We start from the raw sequence: 15,195 nt of genomic DNA on the forward strand, positions 1-15,195 counted from the left end.
AAGATGCATTCACCCCGACGCACCGGCGCAGTCACAGAGTCAAAAACGGGGCGAGACAATCCTCCAATACTTGTCAGCCCGCGCGGTATTTGCGCGGCCGGCCGTCTCGCCTCACGTCCAACTTTTGAGGGAGACAAGCATGGCAAAGGCATTCGCATCCCAGGCCGACCTGGAAGTCAAGAAGGTCACGTGGACCAAGCTATCCGAGAACGCCTACGCGTACACCGCTGAAGGTGATCCGAACTCGGGCGTGATCATCGGCGACGACGGCGTGCTGATCGTCGACACCACCGCCACGCCGGCCATGGCGCAAGACCTCATCGCGAAGATTCGCAGCGTCACGGATAAGCCGATCAAATACGTCGTGCTGTCGCATTACCATGCTGTGCGCGTGCTCGGCGCATCGGCGTATTTCGAGGAGGGCGCGCAGGAAGTGATCGCGAGCCGCGGCACGTACGAGATGATCGTCGAGCGCGGCGAAGCGGACATGAAGTCGGAGATCGAACGCTTCCCGCGTCTGTTTGCCGGCGTTGAAACGGTGCCGGGGCTGACGTGGCCGACGCTCGTGTTCGAAAAGGAAATGACACTGTTCCTCGGCAAGCTCGAAGTGCGCATCGCGCATCTCGGCGCCGGTCACACGAAGGGCGACACGGTGGTGTGGCTGCCGTCGCAGAAGGTGCTGTTCTCCGGCGACCTGGTCGAGTACGACGCAGCCTGCTATTGCGGCGACGCGCAACTCGAACAATGGCCGGCCACGCTCGAAGCATTGCGCGCGCTGCAGGCCGACAAGCTCGTGCCAGGCCGCGGCCCCGCACTGACCACGCCCGAAGACGTCAACAAGGGGCTGGACTACACGAAGGATTTCGTCACCACGCTGCTGCAGCAAGGCCGTGAAGCCGTCGAACAGAAGCTCGATCTGAAGGCCGCCATGGCGCACACGCGTAAGGCCATGGACCCGAAGTTCGGCCATGTCTTCATTTACGAGCACTGCCTGCCGTTCGACGTGTCGCGTGCCTTCGACGAGGCGAGCGGTATCACGCATCCGCGCATCTGGACCGCGCAACGCGACAAGGAAATGTGGGACGCGCTGCAGGCCTGAGACGAATAGGCACACAGCCAGACAAAGCAGAGCGGAGAAGGACGGAGACACAAGATGAGCATCAACTACCAGACGCTGTCGTTCGAATATCAGCCGTGTCGTGAACAGAACGCGCAGGGCGGCGTGGAGCAGGCGGCCTATCCCGTGATCGTGGTCGGCGCGGGCCCGGTGGGGCTCGCTACCGCGATCGATATCGCGCAGCAGGGCGTGCCGGTCGTGCTGGTCGACGACGATTGTTCGTTGTCCACGGGATCGCGCGCGATCTGCTTCTCGAAGCGCTCGCTCGATATCTTCGACCGCCTGGGGTGCGGTCAGCGAATGGTGGACAAAGGCATTAGCTGGAATGTCGGCAAAGTGTTCCTGAAGGACGAACTGGTGTACACGTTCAATCTGCAACCGGAAGCGGGCCACAACCGGCCCGCGTTCATCAACCTCCAGCAGTACTACGTCGAAGGTTTCCTGCTCGAACGCGCGCGGGAGATGCCGAATCTGGAGATCCGCTGGAAAAGCAAAGTGGTCGGCGTGCAGCAAAGCGGGACACCTGGCACGCACGAGGCCAGCGTGACGCTGACAGTCGACACACCCGAGGGTCAATATTCGTTGCGCGGCCGCTATGTGGTCGCCGCCGACGGCTCGCGCAGTCCGATCCGCAATCTGATGGGACTGGACAGTAAAGGCGTCACGTTCAAGGATCGTTTCCTGATCGCCGACGTCAAGATGGAAGCGGAATTTCCGACCGAACGCTGGTTCTGGTTCGATCCGCCTTTCCATCCGAATCAGTCGGTGCTGCTGCACCGTCAGCCGGATAACGTGTGGCGGATCGATTTCCAGTTGGGCTGGGACGCCGACCCGGTGCTGGAAAAGACGCCGGAGCGCGTGATCCCGCGCGTGCGCGCGTTGCTCGGGCCGGACGCGAAGTTCGAGCTGGAGTGGGTCAGCGTCTATACGTTTTCGTGTTTGCGCATGGAGCGCTTCCGGCACGGCAACGTGCTGTTCGCCGGCGACTCCGCGCATGGCGTGTCGCCGTTCGGCGCGCGCGGTGCGAACAGCGGCGTGCAGGACGCGGAAAACCTCGCATGGAAACTGGTGATGGTGCTGGAAGGCAAAGCCTCCGATACCTTGCTCGACACCTATGCAAGCGAACGCGAATTCGCCGCTGACGAAAACATCCGCAACTCTACGCGCTCCACCGATTTCATTACGCCGAAGAGTCCCATGAGCCGCGTGTTTCGCGATGCGGTGCTGAAGCTCTCGCGTCATCATCCGTTTGCGCGGCAATTGACCAATAGCGGCCGACTCTCGGTGCCGGCGGTGTTGCGTGATTCACCGTTGAATACAGCGGACCGTGACGGCTTTGAAGGCTCGATGGTGCCGGGCGCATCGTGCGTCGACGCACCGGTGCAGGTGTCGGGAGAGCCGGCATGGCTGCTGCAGCAACTTGGCCAGCAATTCACCGGCGTCTTGTTCTGCGGCGAGCAAGGTGTCGATCAGGCCACCCGGGCCGCGTTGGACGCGCTGCGCACGGGCCCGATTCCGTTGAAGCTCGTCGTGGTGACCTGTGACGATGCGCAGGCCGGCGTGTCGGCGAATGTGAACGTGGTCCGCGATATCGAAGGTCTAGCCCACGCACGCTACGACGCAAAGCCGGGCACGTTCTATCTGATTCGTCCGGACCAGCATGTATGCGCGCGCTGGCGGCAATTCGACGCGGTCGATGTTGCGCATGCAGTGAAACGCGCGCTGTGCGTCGAAGGCATAGCTTGAGTGTGTGGCAACAGCAGCTCGCGTGGCGCGCGCAGCGCATCGGCGAAAAATAGCAGGAGACTGAAATGGCACTGAACACGCAACCGAATCTCGCTCGCCCCGACGATTTCTACGAGGCGTTGATCGATATGCATCGCGATCTCGACGATGCGCAGAGCCAGTCGGCCAATGCGCAACTGATCCTGCTGCTCGCCAACCATATCGGCGATCACGCCACGCTGCTCGAAGCGATGCGGCATGCTCGTGAGGGCGTGGTCGACGTTTCGATGCGAAATGGTGAAGCGCATTCGCTGGCGGCTTGAGCTCGTAGCGCGACCGAAAAGTGATCTTGTGTGCCGTAGATGTTGGCGTGCCTCGAATGTGAATATTTATTGCGCTCGATTCTTTTGAATTGACGGCGTGCAATCGCGATTTCTCTCAATTTATTCCGTCCTACTATCAGACTCCTCTTAGCAAAGTGGAGCGTGTCCTACTGCATACTCATGCGCCTATCCAGAGAAGGATGATCAGATCGCATATAGGATGTGAGGTTGCGGTGAGCCAAAGTGCTTTGTGCCGGCGCATCATGTCCTCGTGCGTTGCCGGTGGGGAATTTCCCACGTCCGGCCATGAGAAGACACGAGATGAAATTGTTTTTGATAAGCGACCTTGTCGTTCAAGAGTTGGGAGCGATGAAAGTCGACGGAAAGTGGCTTTCTCCGGTGCAGTTTGCTGAATCGGTATTGCTTTGGATTTCCCGCTACGCGCCAGGCGTGAAAATGCCTGAATCATTTTTCCTCGAACTCGAGTGCGAAGTGTTGCAAATCGCCACGCAACTTGCGACCGGCGAATTGGCGTGCGACGAAGAATCGCCATTAGCGCAACTGTTTGGAGACTATCCGATGGTGGATTACGCGCATCCTTTGAGCGCGAAAGCGTTGGGTGCGACGCTCGCAATGTGCCGTGAAAAAATGGACCGTGGTGCCGCGGTAGCTATATCCGCCGACGCGATCTGGAAGCGGCAGTTCGCTGCCTGCGCGAAGAATTTGCCGCCCCGTTTGGGGTGTCATCCAACCTTTTGCCAGTTGATGTGCCACATCGGCAATACGCCGAAGACCTGAAGCGCCGCCTGAAGACCGAAGGCTGCGGACGTCATATCGGGTAGAGTCGCGGCTATGCGTTAGCGATTGCGCCCATCACGTCCAAACCTTTGCAATGTATTCGATCGACCCTGTTCCCCTATCGCACGATGGCCCGTCAGACATTGCGTTATGGCGGATCGACATCGACTTCACCGCGTCGCTGGACGCCCCAGCCTTCGCATCCCTTAGCGACGACGAATGCACGCGAGCCCGCACCTTTCGTCGCCGTGAAGACGCGCTGCGCTTTGCGAGCATACGTGTCGCGCTGCGTGAACAACTCGCGCTGCGGCTCGATATCGCGGCACATGCCGTGCGTTTTGCGCTCGACGTCAACCTTCGTCCTCATCTCGCGGATTCGAATCGCTTCGACTTCAATGTATCGCATGCGGGCGCGCACGGGCTGATCGCGATCTCGCCGGTTCGGCGCGTCGGCGTCGACATCGAGCAGCACAGCGACAGATTCGCTTGGCATTCGATTGCTGCTTTGACGCTCGATCCGGAAGAGGCTGCATGGATCGGACGCCTCGATGCGGGACAGCAGAGCGCCGCGTTTTACGATGCGTGGGTCGCCAAGGAAGCGCTCGTCAAGACAACGGGCGTGGGCATCACGCGCGGATTGCGGCATTTGACGGTGCTGCCGCGCGAGAGCAAGCGCGTGGCGCTGCGCCATCAGATTCCCGACGATATGCGCGATGTCGCCGCGCACTGGCTTGCTGCACCGGACGGCTACGCCGCGTGCGTGGCGTGGTCAGCGACGGCGTTCCCGTAATCGCAAACAGACGCAGCGCGTTGCGGGTCGGCGCACCCGAATGGCAAACCTTTCGGCCAGCCGAACATGTGCACCTGTGTGAGCGGCTGCATGGCCGGCTGTGCAAGTGTGACCGCCGCGCGAATCCTGCCTGCCATCGGCACGTCGAGCACATGCCGAGTCGCCGCTATCGCGCACGCGCGCAGTCGCTGGCAAGCCTGCTCCAGTTCCAATGGCATAGGCCTGCTTCCTCAATGCATGTACGTGACGCGCCGTGCTTGCACGTCGAGTTCCACACCGGCGTCGAGCAAATCGATGGCGAACCAGCGAATCAGCTTCAGGACACCACTCACCGCGGGCGCGGGCAGCCATTCGTTGAGCATGCGCAACGCGGCGCCGCTGTGTGTTTTCTGCAGCAGCGCGATGGTTTGCAGGATCACGGCCTCGTCCTTGCCGAGATCGCTGGCGCAGCGGCAGCGCATGTCGAGCGGTCGATACGACACGTGCATCAGCGAACGCATCAGCAGATCGAAGTGGTCGATGCCGTCCTGTCGCAAGCCGACGCCGCTGAGAATGTCGCGCCAGTGCACGCCGCCGCGCGCCGTTTCGCAGGCGGGCCGCAACCACGTGCGAACGGCGCTCAGGACGGTGCGCTCGGGCGCGTCGGCGGTATCGGTCGGATGATCGTCGATCAGTTCCGGGCGGCTACTGTGCTGAGAGCGAAAGTTCATCGATGCTCCTGGGTGGACACGGTCCAAAGAAAACGCGCCGGCCGGATGGGATGGGTGCCGCGTCGCAGGCCAGCGCATGTCGCGTGCGACGGATGGACGATGACGCAGCGTCTGCGTCAGGTGTCGATGTTCGGTGCCGGTAGGGGCGCCTGCTTCAGCTTCGGGCCGGCTGAGTTCGTTGCCACTCGCGCTCGGCGTCGGCCGGACCTGGCTCGATCAGCGGCCATTGAGTTGACGCGACACCAGAACTTCAAGCGGCGCCGAGGCATTGAGTCCGGCGTCGACGGCGGCCTCTGCGTTCTGCGGGCGCCGGCTTTAGATTTCGGGCGGCTGATGTCGAGCCTCGTCATGGTTTCGGGTTCGGCTGAGGATACGAGTTGAATAATGAGGCAATCACGTTCTAAATGCAAATCATTCGTATTTGGAGCGTGATTGCGAGGGAATGGGGTTGTGCACGTCCCGCGCTCGGCTCGAAACGTTGACAGGTCGATCCGCTGTGGAACAGCGCTATAACGCAACTAACGGTCAACGGCGTCCGCCATCCCCGAACATGACGGCGGAGCGCCAAATCCAGCTTTTTGGCAAAATCGGCCTGCAGCCTCCTTGCCCACTTTCCCTCGCCACATGCCGACAAAAATACTCGACGCCGCATCGACTTCCAAGACCACCGAAGCGGCGCAACGCCTCCCCACGCTGATGCTCGCCGCGACGCTGTCGCTGGGCAGCGCGATCGCGCTCGGGCTCGCCCGCTTCGCGTACGCGCTGCTGTTGCCATCGATGAAACTCGACCTCGGCTGGAGCTTCGCTCAAGCCGGCGCAATGAATACGGCCAATGCGCTGGGTTATCTGCTCGGCGCGCTCGCTTTTCCGCGCCTCGCGCGCCGCTGGTCGGCCGGCGCGTTGTTCGGCGGCGGTTGCGTGGCCACCGCGCTGCTGATGGCCGGCAGCGGCCTGCTTGCCGACACGCACTCGCTGCTTGTGTTGCGCGTGATCACCGGCGTGAGCAGCGCGGCGATTTTCATCAGCGGCGGCGTGTTGGCGGCGCGGCTTGCATCCGCGAGGCCGCACGACGCAGGGCTCGTCCTCGGCCTGTATTACGGCGGGACGGGATGGGGCATCGTGGCGTCGTCGGTGCTGGTGCCGCTGACCATTTTCAACGTCGCGCACGGCTGGCAATTCGCGTGGTTTGCACTCGCGCTTGCGTGTGCGGTATTCGCCGTTGTGGCCATCGGCGCTGCCCGAAAAATCGAGAGCGTACACGCGACGGTGTCGTCGGCGACGCACTCGCATGCTGCCGCCGACGCCCCACGTTGGCCGCGATTCAGTCCGGCGCTGGCGGGTTACGGCTTGTTCGGCGTCGGCTATATCGGCTACATGACGTTCATCGTGGCCCTGCTGCGCAATGCGGGCATGAGCGCGGCTGTCGTCACGAGCTTTTACCTGCTGCTCGGCGTGGCGACCGTGATCTCGGCGCGCGTGTGGTCGAGACTGCTCGACCGCATGCGCGGCGGCCAGGCGCTTGCGGTGCTCAACGCTTTGCTCGCGGTCGCGACGCTGCTGCCCGCGTTGTTCACGCAGCCGTGGGTGGCGTTCGTGTCAGGCGTGCTGTTCGGCGCGACGTTTCTCTCCGCCGTGGCGTCGACCACGGCTTTCGTGCGCCACAATCTGCCCGCGAGTCATTGGGCCAAAGGCATCAGCGCGTTCACGATCGTGTTCGCGTTCGGGCAGATCGTCGGACCGATGGTAATCGGCTGGGTCTCGGACGGCGCGGGACTCGCGCGCGGGCTCGTGTATTCCGCGCTGCTGCTCGCGGCGGGCGCGGTGCTGGCGGCGTGTCAGAAGCCGTTGCGCGGGATGTGAGCCGGCGCATTCAGGCCAGTGCGTTTCACGCTCACACCTGCACGGACGGGATGCTCTTCATGCAATGCAAGGCGAACATCGAGCGGCTATTGACGATATCGGCGAGTGGGCGATTTCGGGTGGTAGGGGACCGCGCCGGAAGCTCGTTCCGGGAAATTGCCCTCTAGAGGGAGATCGTCCTGTTGATGCGCAGAAACTCACTCCTTTAAGAAGCCTGTCCCGCAAGCCCCCGGGTATATTTTCAGGGTGCATTCATGCCGGGGACAACCGTCCGGGCTGCGAGCCCTCAGGCTCGCGGCCTTGCGCGGCCACAAGCTGTCATCCGGTGTCTCGCTGCCTTCACAGGAACGCAGCACGTGGGCGAATTGCGGCGTCACCAGCGCCGTAAGACGCGCTCGCCGGGCATGGACGCATATTCATATCCGAATGCTTGCGAGCATGACCGCTCGCCCGACCGGCCTCGTCGACCCGCGTAGGAAGTGGCAGCGCGTACTGACATGCCGCAACACACGCCCGCTGATTTCGTTCCAGTTGTACGTTTGATGGCCGCGACATTTGCATCCGTATTTGCGTCGGGCGTGGCGTCGACGGCAATTTTCTCGCACCCGTTGCGCACCGTTTTACAACGGCTGAAGCGGCTGCGCGCCGTGAATCGTCCGATGGGTAGTGTGCTGGTCGGTAGGGGCACGCTGACGGTGGCAGTGCGCTCAGTGCGTCAACATCGTCGCGCGTTGTCGGCCACACATCGCCTCGATCCAGGGGCGACATGTGGCCGCATGATCAACTTGCTTTGGTAGGCGCTTTTACCGCACTCTGTACCGCGACATTGCGATAGACGTCGCGACAGAATTGCATGCCGCTTTGATGCGTGCCGTTGACGGCCGCCGCAATACGGACTGTTCCCTCCACATGCTGAGGCACCGGCGGATTCACGACGGCGGCGTTGATCGCGAACGGATCCGCAGGCGACGCGCGCATGATGCCAATGCCCTTGATCGTCACGGCAAGGCAGGGGTCAGGAAGTTGCGCACCGTGGCCAGCCGCGACGTCGAAATTGATGTTGAGCGTCCAGAAACCCTCGTGAATATCCTGATGAATAATGACGGCCTTCACCACGTCCTGGTGTGACAGCGTGTACTCGTTGCTAGTCATCGGTCCCTCCTTGCTCGCACGCATCTTTGATCGTACGTGTGCAGATATGGCAATTTGCGCGGACTAGGGAAGGTTAGTTTTACGCGCCATTCCCCGCAGCGCAAGTGGAAAGATCGGTGTGGTGATGCGTCGGCGCGCAGGCATCGCGCGGACGCGCGAAAGGCAATGCCCGGACGCTGGCATCGCCTTCGCGCCGCAGCCTGGATGTGGGCCGCGGCACAGCGGAACGAACCTCCCATCAACTGTGCAAACGGGTAGGTTGCAAAAGATTAATGGAAGATGAGGTACAGGATGACCAGTACGATCAACGGGACGCCAAGCAGCCAGCCGAGAAGATAAGGCATGGTGAAATCTCCTTTCGTATCGAAGTTTGAATACGAAAGTGATTGAGCATCCGGCGTGCCTGAGACGCCGTCTCGAACCGTGGTGTCCGCTCGACGCTCCGAACACCGCTCCGACCATCACGCCACGCCAGCCTGAATCGCCGCTGTGACGCCGATCGCGGCGTTGCGCATTGCGGTGCTCTACGCGGCCATTGCAACTTCAAGGCAGATTCTCCCGTAAAACAATGCTGAACTGCACCGGCTTCACGTCGCTTATCGGGTCGCGCTTCTCGCGCACGTTGCGAAAAATGCGCAGACAATTTCCCACCATGGCTTGCGGCGTTTGCGTGATCAACGCATCCATGGTGCCGTCGATCAGCAACGCCCGCGTGTCAGGCGTCAAGCCGTGGCCGACAAACAAAATCTTCTGCTCAGAACGCGCTTCGACAATCGCGCGCGCCACGCCATCCGACCCGCCGCCGCTGTTGTAAATGCCGGCAAGGTCGGGATGCTGCTCCAACAGCTTGCGCGTCTGCATGTAGTTGCGCTCGCTATCGTCGTGTCCCTCACGCAAGCCGATCACGCGTACTTGTGGAAACGTCGATTCGATCAAATGCAGAAAACCGATCTCGCGTTCCTCATGCCCGCGATAGTTGAGGCTGCCCGCGAGCATCGCGATCTTGCCACTCGGCCGAGATCCCATGAAACGTCCGAGCAGCAACGCCGCCGTGCGTCCCGCCGCACGATTGTCAATGCCGACATAAGCCAGCCGCCGCGCATTCGATAAATCCGAAATCAGCGTGATGGCCGGCACGCCCCGGTCCGCCAACGCATTCACGGCGTCGCGCACTACGGGGTGTTCAAGCGCCATGAACACCACGCCGTCCGCACGCTGTCCGTAATGCAGCAGACGGTCGGCCAGTTCCTTCGGATTGAAACTTTCGACATAGTGCACGCGGCACTTCATGTCCAACGCGTTCCACTGATCGTGTGCGAAGTCGATGTAATCGCCAAGCATGTGCAAGTAGCGATTGGTGCCGGCGGGCAGCAGAAACGCGATTCGCATCGGCTTCGAGGCGGCCACGACGGGCGCCTCTGGCGTGAGCAGATAGCCGAGCTGGGCGGCCGCTTGCAACACGCGTTGCGCCGTCACGGCGCGCACGCCTTCGCGGCCATTGAGCACGCGATCCACCGTGGCGGTTGAAACAGCGGCGGCGCGCGCAATGTCGGGAATGCGGGCGCGCGCGGCGGCGGTGAGGTGAACCGTTTCGGACATAGCCGTCCTTCACAGAAGAGAAGTCCATCAAAAAACATCAGGTTCGCGGTTTGACAGCACTTGCCGCGCACGCCTAGTCTTGCACCTATCACGCGACGACTCAACACCGGCGACTGGAAATCACGGCGTGGCGAGCAAGCTATGATGGTTTTTGATGGATTCGACAGTCACATCAATTATAAGCAAGGAGACGTTCAAATGACCAACCTCGCGAGACGCACCCTGCTGCGTGCGGCAGCCGCCGTGCCGGTAGCCGGCGCGCTGGGCTTTCCGGCAATCGTGCGCGCGGCGTCCGGCCCGGAGTTCGTGTTCAAGTACGGCAATAACCTGCCGCTCACGCATCCGCTGAACGTGCGCTCGCAGGAAGCGGCCAATCAGATCCGCGAGGCGTCGAAGGGGCGCATGGAGATCCGGATATTCCCGAACAACCAGTTGGGTGGCGACACCGACATGCTCGCGCAGGTGCGCAGCGGCGGCATCGAGATGTTCACGCCGTCGGCGCTGGTGGTGTCGACGCTGGCGCCATCGGTCGCGATCAACGCGGTGGGCTTTGCGTTCAGCGACTACAACCAGGTGTGGGGCGCCATGGACGGCAAGCTTGGCGCGTATGTACGCGCGGCGATGCAGAAGGCCGGGCTCGAATCGTTCGAAAAGATGTGGGACAACGGGTTTCGTCAGACCACTACCAGCAACGGTCCGATCACGAGCGCGCAGAACATGCGCGGTCTGAAGATTCGCGTGCCGGTGAGTCCGCTTAGCATCGACATGTTCAAAGGACTCGGCGCTTCGCCGACAAGCCTGCAATTCAGCGAGGTCTATTCGTCGCTGCAAACACATATCGTCGATGCGCAGGAAAACCCGCTGCCGATCGTGCAGGTCGCGAAGCTCTATGAAGTGCAGAAGTACTGCTCGCTCACCAATCACATGTGGGACGGCTACTGGTTCGTGCTGAACCCGCGCGCGTGGCAACGCTTGCCGAAGGATTTGCAGGGCATTGCCAGCGACGCGTTCAACCAGTCGGCGCTCAAGCAGCGTGAAGACGTGCGCAAGCTGAACGAAGCAGCGGTCGCGGATCTGCAAAGCAAGGGTCTGTCGATCAACCGTCCCACACCGGACACGTTCCGCGCGGCGCTGCGCCAGGCGGGTTTCTACGCCGAATGGAAGAGCAAGTTCGGCAATCAGGCGTGGGACCTGCTCGAACAATCGGTCGGCAAGCTGGCCTGATCGTGCTGCATACGGGTGAGCCTGACACGAAGCGCGGCGAGGCGCCGCGAGGAGACAGCAGGATGTCGAATCACGCATTGAATCCAGCGGACGCGGGCGTGCCGTTGCACGCGGCGAGCATGCCGCGCCGCTGGCTGAGGAGTTTCGATCGCGGTCTGATTGCGCTCGTCGAGGTCTGCGCGGCGGCGCTGCTCGCGGTGGAAATAGTCGTGATGCTCGCGGGCGTGGTGTGCCGCTATGTGCTGCATCAGCCGCTCGTGTGGTCGGATGAACTGGCCGGGATTCTGTTCCTGTGGCTCGCCATGCTCGGTGCAGTGCTTGCGTTGCGGCGCGGCGAACATATGCGGATGACGGCGCTGGTCAGCCGCCTGTCGCCGCAGCGGCGCGCATTCGTCGATACGCTGGCGATCGCTGCATCGATTGCGTTGCTCGCGCTGCTGATCGCTCCCGCGTACGACTATGCATCCGGCGAAGCCGCGATCGTCACGCCCGCCTTGCAGATCAGCAACGCATGGCGCGCGCTCGCCTTGCCGATCGGCGCGGCGCTCATGCTGCTGGTCGGCCTGATCCGTCTTGCCCAGGTGAGCCGCGTGCGCGACGTCCTGATCGTGCTCGCGATTACCGCTGTGCTGGCCGCGATAGCCGTGTACGCCGGGCCGTGGTTTCAGACGCTCGGCAAAACCAACCTCGTGATCTTTTTCGTCGGCGTGGTGGCGATCGGGATTTTCTCAGGCGTGCCTATCGGCTTTTCGTTTGCGCTCGCCACGTTCGGTTATCTGGGCCTCTCGACCTTTACGCCGCTCGAAGTCGTGGTGGGCCGCATGGACGAAGGCATGTCGCATCTCGTGCTGCTCGCTGTGCCGCTCTTCGTGTTTCTCGGCTTGCTGATCGAGATGACCGGCATGGCGCGCGCGATGATCGAGTTTCTCGCGAGCCTCGTCGGTCATGTGCATGGCGGGCTGTCATTCGTATTGATCGGTGCGATGTATCTGGTGTCGGGCATCTCCGGTTCGAAAGTGGCGGACATGGCGGCCATCGCGCCGGTGCTGTTTCCCGAGATGAAAAAACGCGGCGCGTCCGAAGGCGATCTGGTCGCGCTGCTCGCCACGACCGGCGCGCAAAGCGAAACCATTCCGCCGAGCATCGTGCTGATCACGATCGGTTCGGTAACGGGCCTGTCGATCTCCGCGCTTTTCACCGCGGGCATGCTGCCAGGCGCGGTGCTCGCGCTGATCCTGTGCGTGGTGGTGTGGTGGCGCTATCGCAAGGAAGATCTGAGCGGCGCGCAGCGTTTCAGCAGGCGGCAGATCGGGCGTCTGTTCATCGTGTCGCTGCCGGCGCTGGCGCTGCCGTTCGTGATCCGCATGGCGGTGGTCGAAGGCGTGGCGACGGCGACGGAGGTGTCGACCATCGGCATTGCCTACTCGATGTTGATCGGCCTGCTGGTGTATCGCCGCTTCGAATGGCGGCGGCTCGGCCGCATGCTGGTGGATGCAGCGACGCTGTCCGGCGCGATTCTTTTCATCATCGGCTGCGCCACGGCAATGGCCTGGGCGCTCACGCAATCCGGCTTTTCGCAGGACCTCGCGCAACTCATGGGCTCGATGCCCGGCGGCGCTTACGGTTTCCTCGCGGTGTCGATTGTCGTGTTCGTGATGCTCGGCAGCGTGCTCGAAGGGATTCCCGCCATTGTGCTGTTCGGGCCGCTGCTGTTTCCCATCGCGCGGCTCGCCGGCGTGCATGAAGTGCATTACGCGATCGTCGTGATTCTTTCGATGGGCGTGGGCCTCTTCTCGCCGCCGTTCGGTGTCGGCTACTACTCCGCGTGTGCGATCAGCAAGGTCAATCCCGACGCGGGCATTCGTCCGATCGTCGGCTATATGGGCGCATTGATCGTCGGCCTGATTCTGATCGCGGCGATTCCCTGGATTTCGATCGGATTTCTCTAAGCAGGTCCCTCAGCTTCATTAACAGATCGACCTTCGGGCGCTGCGTCTTCGCCGCGCCGGGGCGTCGCTCGTCTTTCAACCCCGCAGCATCGGGAGAGTTTCATGAGTCGTTTCTTTGGCGAAATCCGGCAGGCAGGCTACGTGGTCCGGGACATCGAGGCCGCGATGGACTACTGGAGCCGCGCGCTCGGCGTGGGTCCGTGGTTCTACAACGAACGCGTGCCGATCGAAAACTACACGTACCGCGGGCAATCGTATGAGGTGCACAACTCTGTGGCGCTGGCGAACTCGGGACCGTTGCAGGTCGAACTGATCCAGACACGCAACGACGCGCCGTCGATGTATCGCGACTTTCTCGCCGCGGGCCATACCGGCTTGCAGCACAACGCGTACTGGACTACTTCGTTCGACGCGGATCTCGCGCGCCTGCAGGAGCAGGGCTTCAAGGTCGCGATGAGCGGCGAGGTGGGGCGCAACGGGCGCTTCGTCTACTTCGATACGGAGAACCATCCCGGTACGGTGATCGAGTTGTCCGAGATCGCCGGGCCGAAAGGCAAGCTCTTCGACATGATCTACGCGGCGTCGCGCGACTGGGACGGCCGCGAGCCGGTGCGCCGCTTTCCCGATCTGGGCACGCTATGAGCGAGAAGCTGCAACCACGCGCAGTCGACCAAGATACGCTCGAGGCGGACTATCTGATCGAAACGCCGCTCGATCCCGCGCGCGTCGCCGACGTCATGGCCGGCGAGCAGTCGAGCGGGACTTTCGTGCGGGTCGCCAACGAATCCGATGCGCTGCGCGCGCGCAGCCGCGCGAGCGTGCTGCGCGTCGAAGAACTGGAGGCGGTGGCGCGGCCCAGCTTGCCGAATGCATGGCTCGAGCGTCAAGGCACGCCGGGCCCGTGGCGGCGCGCGCGCATCACGCTGTCGTTTCCGCTCGCCAATATCGACGCGAATCTGCCTACGCTGGCCGCGACCGTCGCCGGCAATCTGTACGATCTCGGCGAAGTGACCGGCATGCGGCTGCTGTCGTTGCGCTTGCCGGCGTCGTACCGTGCGCGCTTCGAGTTACCGCGTCATGGCGTGGCCGGCACGCGCGCGCTGACGGACGTGAAGGACCGCCCGATGATCGGCACCATCATCAAGCCGAACGTTGGCCTGAGCGCGGCGGAAACGGCGACGCTGGTGCGTGAGCTGTGCGAAGCGGGCGTCGATTTCATCAAGGACGACGAGGTGTGCGCGAATCCGGCCCACGCGCCGCTGGCCGAACGCGTGCGGGCGGTGATGGCCGAAGTGCGTCGCTACCGTGAACGCAGTGGGCGTTTTGTGATGGTCGCGTTCAACATTACCGACGACCTCGACGCCATGCGGCGTCACGCGGAACTGGTCGAACGCGAGGGCGGCAACTGCGTGATGGCCAGCATCAACTGGTGCGGCTTTTCCGCGATCCAGACGCTGCGCCGCGCGACGCCGCTCGTGCTTCACGCGCATCGCAACGGCTACGGCATGATGTCGCGCGATCCGGCGCTGGGCATGTCGTTTCAGGCGTATCAGACGCTCTGGCGTTTGAGCGGTGTCGACCATATGCACGTGCATGGCCTCGCCGGAAAATTCGCCCAGAGCGACGCCGAAGTGATCGAGTCGGCGCGTGATTGCGCGACACCGCTTGCCGCCGGTTGCGACGATACGGTGCTGCCGGCGTTTTCGTCGGGGCAATGGGCCGGCACCGTGCAAGCGACATTCGATGCCGTGCGTTCCACCGACCTGCTGTTCATGTCGGGCGGCGGCATTCTCGCGCATCCGGACGGCCCCGCGGCAGGCGTCACGAGCGTGCGCCAGGCGTGGGCGGCGGTGCAGGCGGGCACGCCGCTGTCGGTGTATGCCGAGCACATGCCGGAGTTGCGGCGTGCTTTGGCGTTTTTCGGCAGCCGCGCGTGAACGCTTCAGGC

Annotated in this window: 13 protein-coding genes; 10 read left to right on the forward strand and 3 right to left on the reverse strand. The window is 62.6% G+C overall.

The annotated features are described in order from the left end of the window. The first annotated feature begins 139 nt into the window (after positions 1-139). The 5 genes from RI103_RS20830 to RI103_RS20850 all read left to right on the forward strand — a co-directional run bounded on the left by RI103_RS20830 (position 140) and on the right by RI103_RS20850 (position 4,753). Positions 140-1,099 carry an MBL fold metallo-hydrolase gene (locus RI103_RS20830; RefSeq protein WP_310817293.1) on the forward strand — a complete coding sequence of 320 codons (960 nt, stop codon included), beginning with the start codon at positions 140-142 and terminating at the stop codon, positions 1,097-1,099. 54 nt (positions 1,100-1,153) lie between these two features. Continuing rightward, positions 1,154-2,863: an FAD-dependent oxidoreductase gene (locus RI103_RS20835; protein ID WP_310817295.1), complete on the forward strand. Its 1,710-nt coding sequence runs from the start codon at positions 1,154-1,156 to the stop codon at positions 2,861-2,863. A 65-nt stretch (positions 2,864-2,928) separates the two neighbouring features. Then, positions 2,929-3,165 (forward strand): DUF2783 domain-containing protein, encoded by a 237-nt coding sequence (locus RI103_RS20840; RefSeq protein ID WP_310817297.1) that lies wholly within the window; start codon positions 2,929-2,931, stop codon positions 3,163-3,165. Between the two features lie 321 nt (positions 3,166-3,486). Then, positions 3,487-3,963 (forward strand): hypothetical protein, encoded by a 477-nt coding sequence (locus RI103_RS20845; RefSeq protein WP_310817299.1) that lies wholly within the window; start codon positions 3,487-3,489, stop codon positions 3,961-3,963. 94 nt (positions 3,964-4,057) lie between these two features. Continuing rightward, a complete protein-coding gene (locus RI103_RS20850; RefSeq protein WP_310817300.1) occupies positions 4,058-4,753 on the forward strand; it encodes a 4'-phosphopantetheinyl transferase superfamily protein in 696 nt (231 codons plus the stop codon). Positions 4,754-4,983: 230 nt separating this feature from the next. Here RI103_RS20850 and RI103_RS20855 read toward each other — a convergent pair whose 3' ends face one another. After that, positions 4,984-5,463, reverse strand: coding sequence for a hypothetical protein (locus RI103_RS20855; protein WP_310817302.1), 480 nt, complete (start codon positions 5,461-5,463; stop codon positions 4,984-4,986). A gap of 624 nt (positions 5,464-6,087) precedes the next feature. Here RI103_RS20855 and RI103_RS20860 point away from each other — a divergent pair. Next, the gene (locus RI103_RS20860; RefSeq protein WP_310818525.1) at positions 6,088-7,323 is read left to right on the forward strand and encodes a YbfB/YjiJ family MFS transporter; all 1,236 of its coding nucleotides are present in this window, start codon (positions 6,088-6,090) and stop codon (positions 7,321-7,323) included. 780 nt (positions 7,324-8,103) lie between these two features. On the opposite strand, the gene RI103_RS20865 is transcribed toward RI103_RS20860, so the two are convergent. Together RI103_RS20865 and RI103_RS20870 are read right to left on the reverse strand one after the other, a co-directional pair. Then, entirely contained in the window at positions 8,104-8,475 is a 372-nt protein-coding gene (locus tag RI103_RS20865; RefSeq protein ID WP_310817304.1) for a hypothetical protein, read from the reverse strand. A gap of 543 nt (positions 8,476-9,018) precedes the next feature. Then, complete coding sequence (locus tag RI103_RS20870; protein ID WP_310817306.1) at positions 9,019-10,074, reverse strand: LacI family DNA-binding transcriptional regulator; 1,056 nt, start codon at positions 10,072-10,074, stop codon at positions 9,019-9,021. Between the two features lie 198 nt (positions 10,075-10,272). On the opposite strand from RI103_RS20870, the gene RI103_RS20875 reads away from it, so the two are divergent. From RI103_RS20875 to RI103_RS20890, 4 genes are all read left to right on the forward strand, one after another. Next, a complete protein-coding gene (locus tag RI103_RS20875; protein WP_310817308.1) occupies positions 10,273-11,298 on the forward strand; it encodes a TRAP transporter substrate-binding protein in 1,026 nt (341 codons plus the stop codon). 62 nt (positions 11,299-11,360) lie between these two features. Beyond that, complete coding sequence (locus RI103_RS20880; protein WP_310817310.1) at positions 11,361-13,247, forward strand: TRAP transporter large permease subunit; 1,887 nt, start codon at positions 11,361-11,363, stop codon at positions 13,245-13,247. Between the two features lie 102 nt (positions 13,248-13,349). Then, positions 13,350-13,889, forward strand: coding sequence for a VOC family protein (locus tag RI103_RS20885; RefSeq protein WP_310817312.1), 540 nt, complete (start codon positions 13,350-13,352; stop codon positions 13,887-13,889). Next, positions 13,886-15,184 (forward strand): ribulose-bisphosphate carboxylase large subunit family protein, encoded by a 1,299-nt coding sequence (locus tag RI103_RS20890; RefSeq protein ID WP_310817314.1) that lies wholly within the window; start codon positions 13,886-13,888, stop codon positions 15,182-15,184. Before RI103_RS20885 ends, RI103_RS20890 begins: the two co-directional genes overlap by 4 nt. Positions 15,185-15,195: the final 11 nt, after the last annotated feature.

Origin of the sequence: Paraburkholderia sp. FT54, assembly GCF_031585635.1 — a bacterium.
Classification (GTDB): domain Bacteria; phylum Pseudomonadota; class Gammaproteobacteria; order Burkholderiales; family Burkholderiaceae; genus Paraburkholderia.